At 70.1% G+C, this 19,246-nt stretch carries 14 protein-coding genes; 8 read left to right on the top strand and 6 right to left on the bottom strand.

Annotation, left to right across the window (positions count from 1 at the left end; all coding sequences use genetic code 11):
• Positions 1-7: 7 nt before the first annotated feature.
• Positions 8-682, bottom strand: coding sequence for a response regulator (locus ACIBQ1_RS48470; RefSeq protein WP_397288421.1), 675 nt, complete (start codon positions 680-682; stop codon positions 8-10).
• Positions 683-872: 190 nt separating this feature from the next.
• Between ACIBQ1_RS48470 and ACIBQ1_RS48465 the strand changes: the two genes are divergently transcribed.
• On the top strand, positions 873-1,019 hold the full coding sequence (locus ACIBQ1_RS48465; RefSeq protein WP_397288419.1) for a hypothetical protein: 147 nt from the start codon (positions 873-875) through the stop codon (positions 1,017-1,019).
• Positions 1,020-1,105: 86 nt separating this feature from the next.
• Here ACIBQ1_RS48465 and ACIBQ1_RS48460 read toward each other — a convergent pair whose 3' ends face one another.
• Positions 1,106-2,653 carry an SMI1/KNR4 family protein gene (locus ACIBQ1_RS48460; RefSeq protein WP_397288417.1) on the bottom strand — a complete coding sequence of 516 codons (1,548 nt, stop codon included), beginning with the start codon at positions 2,651-2,653 and terminating at the stop codon, positions 1,106-1,108.
• 342 nt (positions 2,654-2,995) lie between these two features.
• Here ACIBQ1_RS48460 and ACIBQ1_RS48455 point away from each other — a divergent pair, with 342 nt between their 5' ends.
• The 3 genes from ACIBQ1_RS48455 to ACIBQ1_RS48445 all read left to right on the top strand — a co-directional run bounded on the left by ACIBQ1_RS48455 (position 2,996) and on the right by ACIBQ1_RS48445 (position 6,507).
• Positions 2,996-4,435, top strand: a complete 1,440-nt coding sequence (locus tag ACIBQ1_RS48455) for an ankyrin repeat domain-containing protein (protein WP_397288415.1) — start codon at positions 2,996-2,998, stop codon at positions 4,433-4,435.
• 276 nt (positions 4,436-4,711) lie between these two features.
• The gene (locus ACIBQ1_RS48450) at positions 4,712-5,275 is read left to right on the top strand and encodes a hypothetical protein (protein ID WP_397288413.1); all 564 of its coding nucleotides are present in this window, start codon (positions 4,712-4,714) and stop codon (positions 5,273-5,275) included.
• The gene (locus tag ACIBQ1_RS48445; RefSeq protein ID WP_397288411.1) at positions 5,272-6,507 is read left to right on the top strand and encodes a retropepsin-like aspartic protease; all 1,236 of its coding nucleotides are present in this window, start codon (positions 5,272-5,274) and stop codon (positions 6,505-6,507) included. Before ACIBQ1_RS48450 ends, ACIBQ1_RS48445 begins: the two co-directional genes overlap by 4 nt.
• A gap of 113 nt (positions 6,508-6,620) precedes the next feature.
• Here the strand turns inward: ACIBQ1_RS48445 and ACIBQ1_RS48440 are convergent, their stop codons facing one another.
• A complete protein-coding gene (locus ACIBQ1_RS48440; protein ID WP_397288408.1) occupies positions 6,621-10,640 on the bottom strand; it encodes a glycosyl hydrolase 115 family protein in 4,020 nt (1,339 codons plus the stop codon).
• 201 nt (positions 10,641-10,841) lie between these two features.
• Here ACIBQ1_RS48440 and ACIBQ1_RS48435 point away from each other — a divergent pair, with 201 nt between their 5' ends.
• Complete coding sequence (locus tag ACIBQ1_RS48435) at positions 10,842-11,834, top strand: LacI family DNA-binding transcriptional regulator (protein ID WP_397288406.1); 993 nt, start codon at positions 10,842-10,844, stop codon at positions 11,832-11,834.
• Positions 11,835-11,961: 127 nt separating this feature from the next.
• On the opposite strand, the gene ACIBQ1_RS48430 is transcribed toward ACIBQ1_RS48435, so the two are convergent.
• On the bottom strand, positions 11,962-13,569 hold the full coding sequence (locus tag ACIBQ1_RS48430; RefSeq protein WP_397288404.1) for an arylsulfatase: 1,608 nt from the start codon (positions 13,567-13,569) through the stop codon (positions 11,962-11,964).
• A gap of 116 nt (positions 13,570-13,685) precedes the next feature.
• Here ACIBQ1_RS48430 and ACIBQ1_RS48425 point away from each other — a divergent pair, with 116 nt between their 5' ends.
• The 3 genes from ACIBQ1_RS48425 (at position 13,686) to ACIBQ1_RS48415 (ending at position 16,974) form a co-directional block, all read left to right on the top strand.
• Entirely contained in the window at positions 13,686-14,351 is a 666-nt protein-coding gene (locus ACIBQ1_RS48425; protein ID WP_397288402.1) for a TetR/AcrR family transcriptional regulator, read from the top strand.
• A 123-nt stretch (positions 14,352-14,474) separates the two neighbouring features.
• Positions 14,475-15,503 carry an alpha/beta hydrolase fold domain-containing protein gene (locus ACIBQ1_RS48420; RefSeq protein WP_397288400.1) on the top strand — a complete coding sequence of 343 codons (1,029 nt, stop codon included), beginning with the start codon at positions 14,475-14,477 and terminating at the stop codon, positions 15,501-15,503.
• An 85-nt stretch (positions 15,504-15,588) separates the two neighbouring features.
• A complete protein-coding gene (locus ACIBQ1_RS48415; protein ID WP_397288398.1) occupies positions 15,589-16,974 on the top strand; it encodes an SPFH domain-containing protein in 1,386 nt (461 codons plus the stop codon).
• A 45-nt stretch (positions 16,975-17,019) separates the two neighbouring features.
• Here ACIBQ1_RS48415 and ACIBQ1_RS48410 read toward each other — a convergent pair whose 3' ends face one another.
• Positions 17,020-17,580: a GNAT family N-acetyltransferase gene (locus ACIBQ1_RS48410; RefSeq protein WP_397288395.1), complete on the bottom strand. Its 561-nt coding sequence runs from the start codon at positions 17,578-17,580 to the stop codon at positions 17,020-17,022.
• A gap of 303 nt (positions 17,581-17,883) precedes the next feature.
• Complete coding sequence (locus ACIBQ1_RS48405) at positions 17,884-19,062, bottom strand: GDSL-type esterase/lipase family protein (RefSeq protein ID WP_397288393.1); 1,179 nt, start codon at positions 19,060-19,062, stop codon at positions 17,884-17,886.
• Positions 19,063-19,246 lie beyond the last annotated feature (184 nt).

Here is a 19,246-nt window from a genome sequence, read left to right as displayed (position 1 = left end):
CGGCGATTCACACCGGCCCGAACCGGTACCCGAACCCACGCACCGTCTGCACGTAGACGGGCGCCGCAGAGTCGTCCTCGATCTTCGCGCGCAACCGCTGCACGCACGCGTCCACGAGACGCGAGTCGCCGAAATACCCGTGCTCCCACACCGACTCCAGCAGCTGCTGGCGGCTGTGCACCCGGCCCGGCGTGCCGGAGAGCTCGAGCAGCAGGCGCAGCTCGGTCGGGGCGAGGCTGACCGGCACGCCGCGGTTGGCGACCACCAGCCCGGCCCGATCGATGGTCAGGTCCCCGTACCGCTCCAGCTCCGCCTGGTCCCGGCCGATCCGCCGGAGCACCGCGCGAATGCGTGCCTCGAGCACCCTGGGCTGCACCGGCTTGACCACGTAGTCGTCGGCGCCCGCCTCCAACCCGGCCACCACGTCCATGTCGTCGCCGCGCGCGGTCAGCATGATGATCGGCACCTCCCAGGCGGCCCGGACGCGGCGGCAGACCTCGAACCCGTCCATGCCGGGCAGCATCAGATCGAGCACGACGACGTCGGGCAGGTCCGTACGCAGTCGCTCCAGCCCCTGCTCACCGGACTCCACCGCGCGCACCCGGTGCCCATGCCGGGTCAGGGCCAGGTCAAGGCCCTCCCGTACGGCCGGGTCATCCTCGATCAACAACACTCGCGACACGCCGCCGAGTTTCACAGCACGCTCCGTAACTTGCCCGCCGGTCAACCCCATTCACCGTAGGCCGGCCGTGTCCCCGCCTCGTCCGCTCCGTGTCATGGTTGTGTCACGGTCACGCCGACGGTGACCGCCGTCGACGAACGGTGACCTGCGGCGGACAACGCGCGCATATTTGCCACCAATCGTAGTCGTCATGGACGAACCACGCACGATCCCACCTCGGCCCCGTGACCGGCTGTATGCCGTGCTCACGCTGGTGCCGGCCGTGGTCCTGCTGCCCGTGGCGCTCGTTCGCCATCCCGGCGTGGGCTACGTGATCGAGAACGAGGACCAGATGTAGCCCGGGGCCGGTGACGGGTTCGCGCCCGAGAACCGTCAAGATCCGCTCCAAGATCGCTTGCTGGGGCGGACCATCTTGAGTGCTCCCTAGGCGTCGAATCGTTCGGCGAAGTATTCGCAGCCGCCGAGTTCCTCACCAGGTTCGAACCGGGCCGCCCACTCGCTCACCTGGCCCGGCGTGGGGTCGCCGCCCAGCCCGGCCGCGGCCAGTGGCGGTGGCTTGCCGAGCCGCCGCCACTGCTCGGGCGGGAGCGTGAGGGAGAGCAGGCCGTTCAGCTCGCCGATCACGGCGAGGTCGTGGGCGGCGGCGTCCGCCAGTTCGAGTTCTTCCAGGCGCGGGAACGTCCGCAGCACGCCGAGATCGACGGGTTCTCGCGTGCGGAGGGTCACGGTGCGCAGGGTCGGATGTCCGGCCAGCGGGCTCAGGTCGGCCGCGTTCAACTCGAGCCGCAGCGCCTCGAGCGGGACTTCGCGCAAGGGACTCAGGTCGACGGGCCCCTCGCCGAACAGCGCCACCAGGCGCAGGTGGGGCGCGCCGCGGACCGGCTCCAGATCGAGATCCGCGACCTTGTCGACAACGAGGGACTGGAGCCTGCGCGGCTTCTTCGGGATCGGAGCCTCCCCACGCCAGTAGGTGCGGCTGTCGTCCAGGTAGCTCGGGAGGTCGGCGTACACATCGAGGTAGCCCTCACTGTCCTCGTAGTCGCCGCGGTCGAGCGCCTCCACGAGCCGGCGCAGCATGGTCGTGACGGAGTCGGCGACGTAGACGGGCGCGTTGTCGTAGTGGATTCCGACGCGGATGACCTGGCCCGGACGGCCCGCGGGGCCCGGGTCCATGTCGACCGCCAGGTAGTCGCCACCGGTGCTGGTCGCGAACGGGATCCAGCGCGGGCTGCTGAGCTGCCGCCGGATGGCACCGGGCGGCTCCCCGTCGCCGGGCATCGACCAGAGCGGTTCATCAGCCCACTTCCGCTCGGGCCGGTGGTGGATGAAGGTCGTCGTGGACTCCAGGGGGAACCACAGGTGGTTGTGGAAGAGCCCGGTCTCGTCGTCGCCGTCGGCCTCGCCGTACAGGGCCACCAGGTCGGGGGGCAGATCGCCGGGGAAGGCGGCCAGCAGCGCGGCCCGCTCGGCCGGGTCCAGCGGGTCGGGCAGAAGCTCCTCCTCTCCGAGGAGGTCGGCGCGTCTTCTCAGGTACTCGCGGAACAGCCGGACGGCCTCCTGCGGGTCGCCCGCCGGTGCCGGGTTCGTCGGGGGGCCCTGGTCGGCGCCGGGCTCGCGGGGCAGCGTGTCCGGGCGCAGGACGTACAGGAACCGGCCTGAATGGTCCCGGCTGATCGCCTGACCGGTCACCGCCTCGAACCGGCCCGATGGCTCGACGGCGAGATCGACCGTCAGATCCGCCTTCGACGCGCCGCTGAGCTTGTAGAGCCGCCTCAGCCCGCCGACGGGGATGCGCCAGCCGCCGCTGCTGCCATCGGGCATCTCGTATCCCGCCCCGCGGTGGCCGGAGGCCGACGGGCCGCAGTACGCGTGCACCCGTGCTCGCCGCCAGCCCTCCGGAGCAGCTGCCGCGACCTGCGCAGCCGTGTTTCGCAGGACCTCGGCCATGGCGTCTTTGCGTTGATCATCCATGCCGGCCAGTTCTACACCCTCGCACCGACGATCAGCAGAGCTCGTCGCGCCAACCCCCGATGCCGGCAAATACCGCTGTCTTCGGCCCTGCCAACGCCCCGCGTATGACAAGGGCATTCTCGTCGAAACCGAGCCGGGATAGTTCACTCAGCCGCGTCCGTAGCCCGGCGGCGAGCCGCCGGGCCAGGATGATGGGGTACGATCCGGATCAGCGTCTCGGGACGCCACCGGTCCGCGGAAAGGGCTCAGCCCACCCGAGCCTCAGCATGCTGGTCATAGTGTCATTCCTCCTTTTCGGCCCGGAGACGCGGACGTCGGGCAGTATCCGAAAGGGAGATCTCCGTGGCGAACCGTCTGCCCGAAAACCCCAGCCTTGACCACCTGAAGAACGAGGCCAAGCAACTGCTGCGCGGCGTGCGGGCGGGCGAGGTCCGCGCGCTCGCGACGGCCGGAGGGTGGCTGCGTCCGGTACCGCTGCCGGAATCGCTCTCGGACCTGCGGTTGGCCGATGCGCAACTGGTCGTGGCCCGCAAGTACGGCTTCACAAGCTGGTCGCGGCTGCGGGCCCACCTGAAGATGCTGGGGACGTTCGCGCGCCGGCCACTCGTGGTTGGCCCCTCGGCCGACCCCGCAACCGAGTTCCTGCGGCTGGCCTGCCTGACCTACGGCGGACCCGCGAGCACCGAGGCCGCGGCGCGACTGCTGGCCGCTCATCCCGAGATAGCCGACGCGTCGGTGTGGACGATGGCGGTGGTCGGCGACGCAGCGGGGATAGCTCGCACGGTCGCGGCCGACCCCGCATCGGCCCGGGCATCCGGTGGCCCCTTCGACTGGGAGCCGCTTCTGTATCTGACCTTTTCCCGAGTGGCGCAGGCCGACGCGGTGGGGGCGGCGCGGGTGCTGCTCGCGGCGGGAACCGATCCGAACGCCGGCTACCTGCCTGAAGGGCTGGGACCGCCATTCACCGCATTGACCGGGGCACTGGGCGGTGGAGAACTGCGGCAACCGCCGCACCCACAGGGCCTGGAACTGGCCCGAGTACTCCTGGCAGCCGGGGCGGACGCCAACGACGGCCAAGCCCTGTACAACCGCGGAATCGGAGGTGACGACACCGGCTACCTGGAGTTGCTGCTGGAGTTCGGCCTCGGCCGCGGGGACGGCGGGCCGTGGAAGGCCAGGCTGGGACGCGTGCAGGACTCGCCGGCCCGCATGCTGGCGAACACGGTGCTGACAGCTGCGTTACGTGGCCAGGCCCGCCGGATGCGGTGCCTGCTGACGCACGGCGCGCCCGCCGACGCCAAGGGCGACGGGCATCCGTTCTTCGGCGGGCACACGGCTCTGGAGCTGGCCCTGCTCGGTGAGCATACGCAGGTCGCGCGGCTCCTTGCCGACGCCGGCACCTCCAGCACGCTACGCGGGGTGGAGGCCGTGGAAGCGGCGATCATGCGAGGGGATCGCGGGGAGCTCGAACGCCTGATCAGCGGCGACCGCGCACTGGTCCGGCGCCTGCTGACAAAACGGCGGGACCTGCTCATCAGGGCCGCTGAGTACGGCCGAGTGCCGGCCGTCCGGCTGGCCTGCGCGCTGGGCTTCGACGTGAACGCACGCCTCCCGTCGACGGCGTTGCACAAGGCGGCGCGGGCAGGCGACCTGCCGATGGTGCGAACGCTTTTGGAGCTGGGAGCTGACCGGTCACTACGAGATCACGATTACGACGCCACCCCGCTGGAGTGGGCACGGTTCGGCGGCCAGACCGAGGCGGCACAGCTCTTGAGCCGGTAGCGGCCGGCCCACTCACGAGTACGGATGCCGTTGACGGGGTCCCACGTACCTGCGCCGGCGTCCGGGCAGCTCGGAGGCCGGGGCCGTGACGGTGCCGCCGGCGCTGATGATGAAGCGTAAGCGGGTGTGACGCACTCCCCCAGGTGCTCCTGATTTTGCTGGTGAGCAGCAGCAGCGTTTGCCGGTCAGTTCGGACAGCGCTCGGGGGCTTATTGCATAACAGCTCCTGGGCGCTATAGTTCAGCTATTCCGGAAATACGGAACAACGGAGTCAGGATGCCCATGGGACCGCTCGAAGAACGGATCACGGAGCTTGAGCGCCGGGTCGCCCTCCTGGAGGAGGCGCCCGCCGACCGGTCACCGCCCGCGGACGCCCTGCCGCGCCCCATCGCCGACGCGCCGCTCGACCTGCTCGATCTGATCCGGTCCAGGGCCGGAGGGCAGGCCCGCCCAGGCACGGTCATGTACGGCGGCGCGGTGACCTTCGAGGACCGCGACTACATGTGGGCGATGGAGCACGCGGCCGGCGAGGTGGCGGACGCGCACTGGGCCAGGGCCGCGGCCCTGCTCGAACGCCTCGGCAGCGGGCCGCGTCTGGCCTTGCTCGCCGCCCTCCTCAAGCAGCCGCGGACGCGCAGGGAGCTTCAGGAGGCACTCGGCGAGACGTCGACCGGGCACCTGTACCACCACCTCAAGGACCTGCAGAGCGCAGGCCTGCTCATCCAGCCGCGGCGCGGCGAGTACGCGATTGCGCCCCACGCCGTCGTGCCGCTGATGACGATCGTCGCCGTCGCCATGGATCTCGGCACCGCCGAGTCACCCCAGGAGGAACTCCAATGAGAAGCGCTCTGGGTGGATTACTGGACGCCCCCTCACGGCCGGCGTGGCGGGCCTGGTCGAAGGGCGATGTGGAGGGCTGCGAGCGCCACGCCGAGACCCTGTCCGGACCTTCCCGGGATCACCTGCTCTTCCTGTGCCACTCCGTGAAGCAGTCCTACGAGAAGGCGCTGTCCCACTACGACGACCTCGCCGCGGCCGGCCGCGCGCCAAGGGCGCTGGACGAGCCGGTCGTCGAGGCCTGGCTGCACCTGGGCCGCCCCGATCGGGCCGTCGAGCACGTACGGCGGCGCCGTGACGCCCGGCCGCGGGCCGTCGAGCAGGCGCTGCGCGTGCTCGACCCGAGGCTGACCCGACCGCTAGGGGCGCGGCTCGACGGCGCCACCGTGCTTCCGTTCGCCGACCACGAGCTCGCGCCGTACCTTCCGGCCGTGGCGGCGACCATCGATGGCGTCGACGTACTGGCGCATCTCGACACCGGCGGCACGTTCGTCGTCATGGGACCACGACGCGCCGCGGAGGCAGGCGTGGTGACCACCCCGGGCGGCACCAGCTCTCACGGGCTGCAGCGCGCCGAGCTACGTCACGGCACCATCGCCGAGCTGCGCTTGGGCGCCGCGTCGCTGACCAACGTGCCGGTCGAGGTGCTCTCCACCCTCGTCGGCCCCCAGGACCTGGTGATCATCGGCACCAACGTCCTGGAACAGTTCCTGTCCACCGTCGACCACCCCCGCAACCGCCTCATCCTCTCGCCGAGACGCCACCCCGACGCCGCCGCCGAGCACTCCCGCCTCCTCGCGGACAGCCCTGTGGCGGCGGAGTTCGGCTTCTACCTCTGGGCGGATCACTTCATGTTCGCGCGCGGCGGCTTCGGCCCACGCGACGACCTCACCTTCTTCATCGACTCGGGCCTGGTCTACGTGGACGACGCCGTGGAGCCGCCACGTCAGGCCTGCCTGCTGACCACGCCCCGCCACTACCGCGCCTGGGGCGTCCCGCGCCACCTGACCGGCCGCCCGCACTTCGACAGCCCCGAGCCGGTGTCACTCGGCCCGCTCACCCGGCGGGACCCGCTCGTGGCCGTCGCGAGGTCCCGGACGACGCCGTGGCAGTCCTTCGGCGGCGTACGCGTCGACGGCCTGCTGTCGCACGGCTTCCTCAAGGCTTACGCATGGACGCTGGACTTCGACAGGGGGCGGTACATGTTCCGATCGGCGCCCCGCGCGGGCGAATAGCGCAACTGACACTTGCCAACGGGTGTCGTTCGCGCTACCGGGTTGCCGACTGCGACTGGCTCTCGGTCGGTGGCGGGGGCAGGTCTGATGGTGCTCTGCTCGATGTCAGGGCGTCATGAAGCGCTCGTTCTCCGCTCACTGGGGGGCTGGAAGCCGGCGAGACCGGGTGTGTCGTCCGTGGTCAAGACGATCTGGTTGAGCACCAGCCCGGCCTCACGAGGCGCCAGCGAGATCGTGTGCTCACCCGGTCCGAGCGCCAACGCGGCCGCGGCGACGCTCGTGCTGCCGTACCAGGTCTCGAACCCGGTCTCCGGCCCGGACTTGTTCGACTGGTATCTCCACTGCCCGTCGACGACCACATGGTAGGAGTCGGCGTCGGCGTTCGGGTTGCTCGTGTTGACGAACAGGTAGTACGTGCCGCCGGTCCGGATGTCGACGGTGAAGTCGAGGCGCGGTGGTGCTCCCGCCGCCGAGCTCCCGTTGACCTTCTGCGTCGGGCCGGCCCTGAACAACGCCTCGGCCTGGGCTGCCGAGGTCGCCAGCCACTGCGCCTTCGCGCCGGCGTCGGCCGGCGGGACGACCTGGGGACCGTTACGGGCCAGCGCCCAGCGGTGCGTCCCGTTGTTGCTGTCGGTCGCGCGGGCGGTGGCACTGTTCTCGAGCGCGTCGGCCGCGTCGATGACCACCAGCCCGTCCTGCTCCAGGTACGGGCCGACCGGCGCGCCCTCGCCCCTGCCCACCGTGACGGGCACCACCCAGGCCTCACCGCCACCGGCGGTGATGGAGACCTCGGCCGTCCCGGCCCGGTGCCCGGTGACCCGCGCCCGGCCGTCCTGCACCGCGACCGACACAGCGGTCTCGTTGTCAGACTTCGCGGCCGCCACCTCCCGCACGCCCTCGACCGTGCTCGTCTCGCCCACCGACGTCTGGATCGCGGGCAGCCGGCGGAGCTCCGGCATCTTGTCAGGACGAGGTGCCACGGTGGCCCTCTGGGGTGCGGCGATGTTGTTCGGGCTCTCGGGCGGGCCGACAAGGCCGTCACCGGCCGCGCCGTCGCGGGTCTCGATGATGATCCGGTCGAAGAGGATCGCCGCGTCCGAGCGGTAGACCACGAGGTCGTGCCACCCCGGCGTGGTCACATCGACGGTGAAGTTCAGGGGTTCGATTCCATGCATGATGTTGAATCCCCAGGTGCTGGTGCTCGTACCGGCGACAGAGTTGCCGCGCAGCAGGCTGGGGACCTGGGCGTCGAGCCCGATCGCCGTGCGCGCGGTCCGCGGCGTGCCGTTGTCCTCCGTGCCTTCGTTCAGCGTCGGGATGCGGTAGAAGGTCCCGGTGAACCTCCCGGTGGAGGTGAAGTAGACCCGGTATCTCAGGCGGGCGGTCGTCTCGAAGCCGGAGTCGACCCGGGGCGCGATCTCCGGGAAGCTGCCCATCGATGCCCCGCGCTGACCCACGCCCTCAAGGGGGGCCCACCGGCTCCCGTCGGCGCCGGGCGCGTTCTCGGAGAAGTGCTCGGCCTCGAGGGCCACGTATCCGTTGGCCTCCAGGTGCGCCGGCTCGGCGACACGGCGTAGATCCACGGCTGCCCGCTGCGCGTCGACCGTGAACGTCGCGACCGGGTCGCCGACCTTGGCGCCGTTGACGGCGTTGAAGATCCGGATCGTCCCCGTCGCGGCCGGGTGGTTCCTGGCGACCGTCACCGTGACTCGTTGCTCTGTCGCGGTCGTGCCGGAGCGCTGGGAAAGGGTGATCCACGGGGCGTCCGCCTCGCCGACCCACTGCTGCGGGTTGGCTACGTCGTCCCGGGAGAACACGTCGAAGAACCGTTTGTCGTCGGGCGCGGCCGAGTTGAACGTCAGCGTGCCGCGGCCAGGCTCCTTGCTCCCCTCGGCGGCGGCGCCCACCGCGTCGGTCGGTGTGGCCACCCGGGCATACCGGTCGTTGGCGAGCATGACGGCGCCCTCGTTCGGGAAGCCTTCGGGATGGCTGTGGACGATGGCGTGGTCCCACTTGCCGTCGCTGATCGTGTTCCAGTAGTCCTCGTCGGTGCGGATGCGCTCACGGGCCTGCTTCGAGAGCAGCTCGTAGCTTCCCGCGCCGGCATAGCGACCTTGGGCGGCAGCGAGCTGGTTCTTCCAGAAGTAGCCGATCTGCTCCGCCATGTTGCGGTAGGACCGGACGCGGTGGAGCACCTGCTGATAGAACGCGGAGCGATAGCGCGGGTCGAGCTTCGCGGAAACACCCTCGAGAATCGCCACCAGTTTGTTGGATTCGTTGATGTAGCGCTGGAGCTCGTCCCCGTCCGAGGTGGCGCTGAACGGGAAGACCTGACCGTTGTGGATCCTTCCTGAGCTCGCGCTGGACGAGTTGATCTCCCCCCAGAACTCGGCGCGCTTGGTGTTCTCCAGCGCGTCGAACCTTTCCAGCGCGTCGGCGACCACGGCGGCGTTGTCGTCCCTCAGCCGGAAGTCTCGCCGCGCGTGCTCGGTGAGGAACTTGGTGTCGTCATGGTCGTGGACGTCCCACGCGAGCTTGGCGAACAGGTCGAGCTTGATCTCGCCGGGCTTGATGTCGCCGACATTGAGGATCCAGTAGCGCCCCGCGCCGGAATTCCACGCCCGGCGCAGCTGCTGCACCATCAAGGACATCGGCGTCGAGTTCAGCCACAGGTAGCTCTTCGGCTCGCCCCAGTAGGAGATGTGGTAGTAGACGCCGTTCCCGCCGGACCGGGCGGCTTCGGCCCGCGTGGGCACCTGGCGCAGATAGCCCTGGTTGTCCTCGGCCCACATCAGGGTCACGTCGGCGGGGATGTGGTTCTTCAGCCCGGCGTTGTAGAGATCGTTCATCTCCTTGTAGGGGATGAACACCTGCGGCACGGCGTCGGCGCTGCCGTAGATACCTGCGATCAGGTTGCGCTGCTCGCGAATGACGTCGGCCAGCATCTCGATCTTGTCCTTGAACCCGTACGGGTTACCGGGTGTGAACACCGGATCGCTGTCGTGCACACCGCGGATGCCCAGGGCGAGGATGTTCTCGAAGCCGGCGTTGGCGACCACCCGCTGGCGCCAGTACTCCAGGATCGCGGGCTTGTTGATCGAATAGTCGAAGGCCGCCACGGCGTCCGCGCCCTTGATGTCGAGCGCGTCCTTGTTGCGGGCGTACCACTGTCGCCACTCGCCCTCGTTGTTGCGCAGCATCAACTCCGCGTGAGAGGAGGATGCGACCACGCCGAAGGCTGCCGCCTCGCGGGCGTTGATCGGGGTCCCCTGGTCGTACGTCCCGGTGTCGGTGACCGCGTTGAACGCCCTCGAGGCCAGGTGCATCGCCGGCCACAGCGTGTTCAGCCTGAGCCGCAGCATCAGCTCGTAGACGTGCCGGTAGTAGTGGACATCAGGCGTGCCGTTGCCGGTGGGGAACTTCTTCTTCGCCCACGCGACGGTGCGTTCCTCGTCGTTGACGAAGATTCCGCGGTACTTGACGTCCGGCCCGTCGTCGACCCGGGTCCTGCCTTTGACCTCGATGTCGTCGCGCTGCTTGACCGGCACGTCGCTGTACCAGTACCACGGCGAGACGCCGATCTCCTCGGAGATCGAGTAGATCCCGTAGATCGTCCCGCGGGCGTCGCTGCCCGCGATCACCAGCGCGTTGTCGACCCCGGGGAGCGGGTTCTTGACGGTCTTGGTCGCGTACGCCTCCCACCTGCCCTTGATCCCGGCGGCCTCGTCGAACTTGCCGGCTCCGACGATCTCGTCGATCAGCCGGCTCCGGCCGATCTGGCCGACGATGATCGCGGTCTTGCGACCCGCGGCCTCGGTCAGCAGGGCCGGCAGCTTGTTCCGGTCGGCCTTCGCCAGCCGCGCCTGCCTGGCCGGCTCGTCGTCGACGAACAGGCTCTGCACCTCACCGGGATCGATCGCCCCGGTCACCATGGCGACATCCTGACGCAGGTCCTGGACCGCCCGGCGCACCTGCTTGTAGTCCCGATCGGCGTGATCGCCGCCGTAGGACGGGTCGATCAGGATCGGAGCGGTCGTGTGACCGTTGAAGATGGTGAAGTCGGTCGATGACGCCTGCGCCGGCGTCACCCCCACCGACGTCACTGACGCGACCAGCACGGCGCCGGTCGTCACAACCGCGGACCATCGCCTGGCTCGACCCGCGATACTGCGCTCGTCGTGCTGCACACCTCGACCTCTTTGTCCGGGCTGCGACATCCCTCGCCCCTCTCGCCCGACATGTCACTGTGTGGCCGGCATGATCGCAACGTAGGTACCACACGACAATTTCTGCAAGGTGTTGCCAGAATTTCCATCTCATGACTAGATGCGTTCGTGGAGCCCACGATCTTTGACGTCGCGCAAGCTGCCGGAGTGGCCGCGTCGACGGTCTCCCGGGCGTTCAACAAGCCCGGCCGGGTCAACGAAGCAACGCGACAGCGGATCATCGCCACCGCCGCACAGCTCGGCTACCAGCACAGACCGCAGAACCGCGCTCTGCCGGGTCTACGCCACCGCACCATCGCCATGGTGCTCTCCGACATCACCAATCCCCACTTCTTCGAGCTGATCCGCGGCGCGGAGCAGCGCGCGAGGGCGTCCGACGCCACTCTGGTGATCGTCAACGCCGAGGAATCCCGGCGCATCGAGGAGAACCAGATTCGCGACCTGGCCGCCGGCGTGGACGGATTCGTGCTGGCCTCCAGCCGGCTCGACGACGAGGTCCTGCGCGACCTCGCCAAACTGCACCGGATCGTCCTGTTCAACCGAGAGCTGCCCGGGTCGACCAGCGTGACGTTCGACACCGGCGCCGGCTGTCAGCAGATCCTGCAGCACCTGGCCTCGCTCGGGCACCGGAGCTTCACCTACTGCGCCGGGCCACCCAGCTCCTGGATGGGTGCGGCGCGCTGGGCGGCACTGAGCGCCGGGGCCGAGGCGCACGGTCTGACGGCACGCCGGATCGGTCCGTACGCCCCCAACGTCGCCAGCGGCGGGGCCGCCGCCGACGGAGCACTGCGCACCGATGCGACGACGGTCGTGGCTCACAACGACCTCCTGGCGATCGGCATCATCCGACGCCTCTTCCAGCGCGGTGTTCGAGTCCCGGCCGACATCAGCGTGATCGGGTTCGACGACATCTTCGCCGCCGACTTCGTCCACCCCTCGTTGACCACCCTGGCCGGGCCCGGCTCGCACGCCGGTCGGCTCGCGGTAGAGCTGTTGATCGAGCAGTTCGCCGCACGGTCACAACGCGAGGGCGAGGCGATCCGTCTGCCGACCGAGTTGGTGCTCCGCGAGTCGTCCGGCCCGGCGGCACGCCGCGCCTGAGCGGCGCTGCCGTCATGCGCCCCACCAGCACGGGCGTCTTTGAGGGGCTCCTGGCGCAATCCGCCGGCCCCACCTCGCTGACGGTCCCGGCTGCGCACCGCGCCCGAACAGTCCGCTCGCCACGGGCTCAGTCGGGGACGGTGAGGCCCCAGCGTTCAAGCTCAAGGATCCGCTCCCGCGGCACGACGCCGCAGCGTGCCGCCCATTCCGCCCAGGCGCGGGCGAGCTCGCGGACCGTCTCCGGGTGGCGGGCGGCCACGTCCGACAGCTCGGCGGGGTCGCGCTCGACGTCGTAGAGCTCCCAGTCGCCGGGGTACTCGCGGACGAGCTTCCACCTGCCGCGCCGCACCGCCGCGTTGCCAAGGTGTTCGTAGAACTGGCAGCGCTCGGGCTCCCCGGCCCCGCGGAGGGAGTCGAGCATACTGCGGCCCTCCAGCGGCAGCGGGTCCCGGCCTGGAATGTCCACGGGGTACGCTGCGCCGGTCGCCTCCAGCACGGTCGGTACGAAATCGGGCAGGTAGTGCGGGTCCCGGCAGATCGTCCCGGCCCGGTCGCCCAGCCCGGCGGGCCAGTGCACGATGAACGGGCTCGCCACGCCGCCCTCGTGCACCCACCGCTTGAACAGCCGGAACGGGGTGTTGGACACGTTGGCCCAGCCTGGCCCGTAGGACATGTGCGTGTCCTCGGTGCCCGGGGTGAGTTCGGGGCGGTTGCCGACGTACACGTCGCGGCCGTCGCGGGTGGCGGCGGACACGAATCGCTTGCCGCGGGCGACGTAGTCGCGGCCCAGGCCGAGGGGCAGCTCCTCGGCGCAGCCGCCGTTGTCGGAGAGGAAGACCAGCATCGTGTTGTCCAGCTCGCCGGCCGCGCGCAGCTCGTCGACTATCTTGCCGATGCCGCGGTCCATGGCCTCGACCTGCGCGGCGTAGACCTCCATCCGGCGCTGCTCCCACTTGGGGTGCGCGACGTCCTCCCACGGCGGCACACCCGGGTTCCGGGGGCTGGGGGTGGCGTCCTCGCCCAGGATGCCGAGCGCGCGCATCTTGGCCAGCCGCCGCTCGCGCACCGCGTCCCATCCGTCCTCGTATCTGCCGGCGCAGCGCGCGACGTCGGCCTCGGGGGCGTGCAGCGGCCAGTGCGGCGCGGTGTAGGCGACATAGCAGAAGAAGGGCCGGTCGCCGTACCGGGCGCGGTGGTCTCGGATGTAGCCGGCGGCGGTGCCGGAGATGGCGTCGGTGTAGTAGAAGCCGGGGTCGTCGAGCGCTTCCCGCGACACGTCGCGCTCGCCGCGGGTGAGGCGGCGGGGCGCGTAGTAGTTCCCACCGCCGTCGAGGGTGCCGTAGAAGTGCTGGAAGCCGCGCCGCATCGGCCACGCGTCCGACGGCACGTCCTTTTGGTGCGAGAGATGCCACTTGCCGCTGAGGTACGTCACATAGCCGACCGCGCCGAGCACCTCGGCGATGGTGAGGCAACGGTCGTTCAGACTACCGGGGTAGCCGCCGGGGCCGTCGTCCGCGGTGAGCACTCCGATGCCGCTCTGGTGTGGGTGCAGGCCGGTCAGCAGCGAGGCGCGCGACGGGCTGCACCGGGCGGTGGTGGTGAATCGGGTGAGCCGGACCCCGGCCAGGCCGAGAGCGTCGAGGTTGGGCGTCTCGATCTCGCTGCCGTAGCAGCCGATGTCGGAGTAACCCATGTCGTCCGCGAGTACGAGCACCACGTTGGGGCGGTCGGTCATCGTCATCCCTCCTGGTCATCGGACTCTAGAGCAAAAAACCAGTCATGTGAATGGTTTTTTGGAGGTTGCTGCGCGGCAAAACCGATCAGGTGAGCGGGATGGCTTAGGGTCACGGTATGTCCGTGCAGGAACCGGCGTACGAGCAGTCCCGCGAGCCGTCGGGCGAGGGGCACCACGCGACGCGGGGATACGCGAAGGGGCGGGCCCGCCGCCAGGAGATCCTGCGCGCCGCCTTTCGGGCCTTTGCCGAGCAGGGCTTCCGGGCCACCTCGATGCGCGAGATCGCGGAGATGGTCGGGCTGAGCCAGGCCGGTCTGTTGCACCACTTCTCGTCCAAGGACGAGTTGCTGGAGGAGGTGCTGCGGCTTCGCGACGAGGAGCAGACGGCCTTCATCGAGCGCTTCTTCCAGGAGGACAGCGTCGATGAGCTCGACTACCTGGTGCGGCTGGTGGAGGCCAACTCCCGCCAGGCCGGGCTGGTCCGGCTGTACACGGTGCTGTCGGGCGAGTCGGTCAGCCCGGGGCACCCGGCGCGGCCGTACTTCCTGGAGCGGTACGCCGAGACGCGCGGACGCGTCGAGGGACACCTGCGAGACGCCCGCGACCAGGGGCGGATCGACGCCGGGGCCGACCTGGCGGCGGCCGCCTCGACGATCATCGCGGTGATGGACGGTCTACAGGTCCAGTGGCTGCTCGACCCCGCCGCCGTGGACATGCGGTCGGCGTTCCGGACCTTCCTCGACTCCTACCTGCGCGGACTCGCGCCGAGCCCTTCACGGTAAGGAGTCCGGGGGCGAGCGCGGCCGGGGCCCCGATCCCGCGGGCCGTCCGGGCGCACACGGGGCTCGCGGGGGCGTGCTGCTACAAACTGCTACAAACAAGGAGAGCGCATACGAGGAGGTTCCGTGACGATACAGCCGACGGCAGCGGGTTTCCTGGCCGCGGCCGACCCTGCCCAGGGCTCCGGGACCGAGGTCGAGCGGCTCATCGATCTGGCCTACGCCCCACCTCAGCCGGAGGACGGCCGCGGCCACCTGCTGGACCTGTACGTCCCGGCGGGCGAGGGCCCGTACCCGCTGGTCATCTGGACGTCGGGGTCGGCGTTCCGCTCCGACGAGGGCAAGCAGGGCGCGGCGGAGGTCGCCCCCTTCCTCAACCCGGCGGGGTATGCCGTGGCCGGGGTGAGCGTGCGGGCCAGCGGGCAGGCCGTCTTCCCCGCCCAGGTCCACGACGTGAAGGCGGCCGTACGGTGGCTGCGCGCGAACGCCACGCGGCATCGGCTCGACGCGGACCGGTTCGCCGTCATGGGCAACTCCTCGGGCGGCTGGGTCGCCACGATGGCGGCGCTCACCGGTGACGTCCCGGAGCTGGAGGGCGAGGTCGGCGTCGTGGGGCCGTCCAGCCGGGTGCAGGCGGCCGTCGACTTCTACGGGCCGACGGACTTCCTGCAGATGGACGCGCACATGCCGCCCGGCGCCCGCGAGGAGTTCAACGCCCTCATGGGCCTGTCGGACTGCCACGACGACCCGCTGTCCCCCGAGTCGCTCCTGATGGGCGGCCCCATCCGGGAACACCGGGAGGCCGTCGCGCTGGCCAACCCCGTCACGCACGTCACCGCCGGCATGCCGCCGATGCTGATCGTGCACGGCCGGGCGGACCGGCTCGTCCCGGAGCACCAGAGTGCCCTGCTGTTCGAGGCCGTCGCCGCGCGGAACGGCACCGCCCTGTTCTACTCCATCCCTGGGCTCGGGCACGAGCACTCCTTCCTCACCGACCCGGCGCGGGCCGAAGGCCACGTCACCATGTGGACGAGGGCCGGGCAGCGGGGGCTCCTGCCGGACGCGCCGCCGCCCACCTGGGAGACGGTTGAACGGTTCGTCCGCGCGGCCCTCGGTTCCCACGGCGCCCGCAACGACGAGGCGGCGACGGCGTAGGGCATCGCGAGCGGATCGCGGGGTTGCGGTGGTTCGGCGGCGTAGGCAAGACTCGGCGGCAGTCGTGAGGTGGGCGGAGGGGACGATGAGCACCGCTGACAAGGGCAACGCCTATCTGGAACGGGTCGTCGCGCAGCAGGCGGTGCTCGAGGACGACCTCAGGGCACGCCGCGCCGCCCCCGGCGAGCCGGTGCCCCCGCCGGGGGCGCTGGTCAAGCGCGAGCGGGCCATCGGCGGGGCGGCTCCCGACAAGACGGCCCCAGGCCCGGTGGACGTACGGATCACCGGGTTCTGGCGCTGGAAGAACGTGCTCGTCCCGCCCAACGCCTTCGTGGTGCACACCCGGCGTGGGCGCGAGAAGCCCCTGCACATCGGCCTGGGCGTGTCGTTCCGCTTCAACCCGTCCACCGACTCGTTCCTGGTCGTGCCGGGGGCCACCCAGACCATCCTGATCAACGCCTACTGCGTCTGCCGCGAGCTCCAGGGTGTGCTGGTGCAGGGGTACGTGCAGTGGATCATCCACAGCTTTCCCATCGCCTACCGCAAACTGGACTTCAGCGATCCGCAGGACCCGATGCGGCTGGTCAACCTCCAGCTACGGGAGCAGGCGGAGGCGGCCATCAAGGACAAGGTCGCGACCATGGGCGTGCGCGACGTGCTCAGCGACAAGCAGCCCATCATCGAGGAGCTGACCGCCCGCCTGCGCGCGGTGGCCGAGGGCGAGGACGACAGCGACCAGGGGCTCGGTCTGCGCATCGTCACCGTCCAGATCAAGGAGGCCGTCGTCAGCTCGTCGCGGCTCTGGGAGAACTTACAGAAGCCCTACCGCGCCGAGCAGGGGCAGCTCGCCCGCCTGGCCGAGCTGCAGTCCGGAGAGGCGATCACCCAGCGCGAGATGGCGGCCGAACGGCGCAAGGAGACCCAGCGCCTGGAGAACGAGCGGGAGCTCGCCGGACTGCGGGCCCGTAACGAGGCGTGGCAGTTCGACACCGAGGTGGCCGAGCGGCTGCGGCGCACCCAGCGCCAGCACGACGACTCCAGGGCGGTGGCGGAGCTGGAGACCCAGACGACCCTGCACGCGCTGCGGATGGAGCGCGAACGGCACACCGAGGAGGCCGAGACCGGCAGGCTCCGGATCGAGCGGGAACAGGAGCTCAAGAGTCTTGAGCTCGCCGGCGAGCTGGAGCTGGCGCGTTCCCGGGCGCTGGCCGGCCATGAGCGGGCGCTGCTGGACCTGGAGCGGCTGCGGATGCGGGCCGACATCGACAACCAGCAGTCTCCGGCCAGCCTGCAGGCCAAGCTGATCGGCCTGCTGCCCGAGATCATGGCGAAACTCCCCAAGCCGGAGGAATTGCGCATGGTGTCGATCAACGGCAGCGACCGGACCACCGTGTCGGGCCTGCTGGCCGAGCTCGCCGCCATGGTCGGAGTGCTGCGTTCCGCGATCGACCGGGACACCCCGGCTTCCTGATCAGCGGGGTTCCCCGCTGTTCGATGGCGTTGCCGGGCGGCCGGGTCAGATTCGGAACATGGACAGGGGAGCCGTGCAGAGGGTCTGCTCAGCGCCGAACTCCTCGAACGTGCTGACGGGCCGGAAGCCAAGTCGGGCGGCGAGTTTGAGAGACCGCTTGTTCGCGGTCTGGGTCACGAGCACGACCGGCTGGTCGGGGAGTTCGTCAGCCGCGGCGCGCAACACGGCCGTTGCGGCTTCGAATGCGAACCCCGCGCCCCAGGCACTGCGCCGCAGCACATAGCCCAGTTCCAGTTCCTCGCCATCCTCGGTGACCTGCCCGAGGCCGTCGGCCGACCGGCGGGCGAGCATCAATGTCCCGACAAATCGGTTCGTCGTATTGTCCGCGACGACATAATTGCCGGGCCTGGACGTCGCCTTGGCGATTGCCGCATCGAAGCGCTGCTCGACCTCACTCCGAGGCTGGGGACCGCCGATGTATGCCTGAACCTCGGGATCGGTCGAGAGCTCGACGAATCCTTCACGGTCGGCCTCGTGCAACGCTCTGCGAAGCAGGAGTCGTTCCGAGGCAACTTCCGCGGCGGACAGCGTGCGCGATTGGCTCATAGGCCCGTGATCATAGAACACGGGTGGCTGCCGCGCTCGCCCGTGCCCGTGGCGTCGACGTGCACCGGGCCGGCCTCCAGGACGTTGCCGGCGGTTCGCGTCCCGCGCATCAGTCACGCCTGCGCGACAGGCCCCGCGTCCTCCGGAATGACGGCGTCCCCGGTCGCCAGGGCCTCGAGCGTGGCCGCTCTCGCCGCGGCCGTCGCCCGTGTTTGCTCATCGAGCCGGCCCGCTCTCGCTCCGAAACACGCGCAACGCTTCCCGCCGGAGGCGTGCCTGGCACGCAGGGCCGGACCGTTGTGGTCAGCCGGCCTTGGCGGCGAAGGGACCGTCATCGCCGAACGCGAGCCGCGCGAAGTTCTCGCCGATGCGGCGGTGTCCGGCGGGATCGGGGTGGACCTCGTCGGGCAGCGGGAGTTCGGCGTAGTCCGTCTCGCCGTAAAGAGCACGACCGTCGAGGTAGTGCAGGTTCGGGTCGTCAGCCGTCCGCTGTCCGACGATCCGGGCGAGTTCGTCGCGGATGACGTTGAGCGTCAGGCGCCCGGCGGCGCGTTCAGCCGGATCGCCCGTGGCCTTGAACCGCGGGGTCCCGCCGTCGAAGTCGGGCGCGAGCGGGCCGGGGGTGTCCTCCTGGACCGGGCACAGAATGGGGGACACGACCAGCAGCGGCGTGGTCGGATGCCCCTCGCGGATGGTGTCCAGGAAGCCGTGGACCGCAGGGGTGAAGGCGCGCAGGCGCATCACGTCGCCGTTGACGACGTTGATGCCGAGCTTGACGCTGATCAGGTCGGCGGGGGTGTCCCGCATCGCCCGGCCGGTGAACGGGTCCAGCAGCGCGCTGCCGCCGAACCCCAGGTTGACCAGCTCCACTCCCCCTTGGGCGGCTGCCAGGGCCGGCCAGATGGCAGTCGGGTGGGCGGCGTTCGAGCCGTGGCTGATGGAGCTGCCGTGGTGCAGCCACACCCTGCGTCCGCTGTCCCGCGCCGGCTCGACCGGGGCATCGGTGCGCAAGGCGATCAGTTCGGTGATCTCCGTATGCGGAAGCCAGATCTCGACGTCCTTGTCACCCGCCGGCAGATCGGTGAAGCGGGCGGTGCCGGCAGGCCCCTCACGCACTTCGGCGGACTGGGTGAACATGTCGATGATCGTGCGGACCCTGCCGCCGACCACCGTGGCCTGGGCAGTGAGACGGCCGTCGACCAGCAGGTCGTACACGCCGTCCGGCGGGGCAGGGAAACCTCGGTAGACCCGCTTGGTAGGCAACGTGTCCAGTTCGATCGTGGTGGCCCGGGTGCGGAAGGCCAACCGCACGCCGGAGGGCTGCGCCTCGGCCATGGCCAGTTGGTCGTCAGGGATCTGCCGGCGCGCCCGAGCGGGCAGCCGATGCGGTAGCAGGCCGTGGGTGGTCGCTTCCACGTCGAGGAAGCCGCGCAACATGTGCGCGGTGACAGGTGTGGTGATCCAGTCGTGTTCGGTGTTCATCGTCTCAACCTGTTGATCGGTATTCCGGACAGTGTGCGGCGCCGTGGCTGGTCCAATGCCGTTTAGATAGATCATTTGGGCCTGGCGGCGCGGGTGGTGGACAGGAGTTGGACGGTGGGTGGCCCAGCGTGGCGGATGCCTTTGTCGCTTGGGCGTCGTTCGCGGTAGCTGCTGCGTCGTGTGC

Origin of the sequence: Nonomuraea sp. NPDC050153 (genome assembly GCF_044460125.1) — a bacterium.
Lineage (GTDB): Bacteria > Actinomycetota > Actinomycetes > Streptosporangiales > Streptosporangiaceae > Nonomuraea.
Note: the sequence above shows the minus strand (reverse complement) of the source record. Positions and strands in the feature narration are given on the sequence as shown.

Coding starts and splice junctions, on each gene's coding strand:
- ACIBQ1_RS48465 (WP_397288419.1), top strand. CDS start 873: ATGGACGAACCACGCACGATCCCACCTCGGCCCCGTGACCGGCTGTAT.
- ACIBQ1_RS48460 (WP_397288417.1), bottom strand. CDS start 2,653: ATGGATGATCAACGCAAAGACGCCATGGCCGAGGTCCTGCGAAACACG.
- ACIBQ1_RS48450 (WP_397288413.1), top strand. CDS start 4,712: ATGCCCATGGGACCGCTCGAAGAACGGATCACGGAGCTTGAGCGCCGG.
- ACIBQ1_RS48445 (WP_397288411.1), top strand. CDS start 5,272: ATGAGAAGCGCTCTGGGTGGATTACTGGACGCCCCCTCACGGCCGGCG.
- ACIBQ1_RS48430 (WP_397288404.1), bottom strand. CDS start 13,569: ATGACCGACCGCCCCAACGTGGTGCTCGTACTCGCGGACGACATGGGT.
- ACIBQ1_RS48425 (WP_397288402.1), top strand. CDS start 13,686: ATGTCCGTGCAGGAACCGGCGTACGAGCAGTCCCGCGAGCCGTCGGGC.
- ACIBQ1_RS48415 (WP_397288398.1), top strand. CDS start 15,589: ATGAGCACCGCTGACAAGGGCAACGCCTATCTGGAACGGGTCGTCGCG.
- ACIBQ1_RS48410 (WP_397288395.1), bottom strand. CDS start 17,580: ATGAGCCAATCGCGCACGCTGTCCGCCGCGGAAGTTGCCTCGGAACGA.
- ACIBQ1_RS48405 (WP_397288393.1), bottom strand. CDS start 19,062: ATGAACACCGAACACGACTGGATCACCACACCTGTCACCGCGCACATG.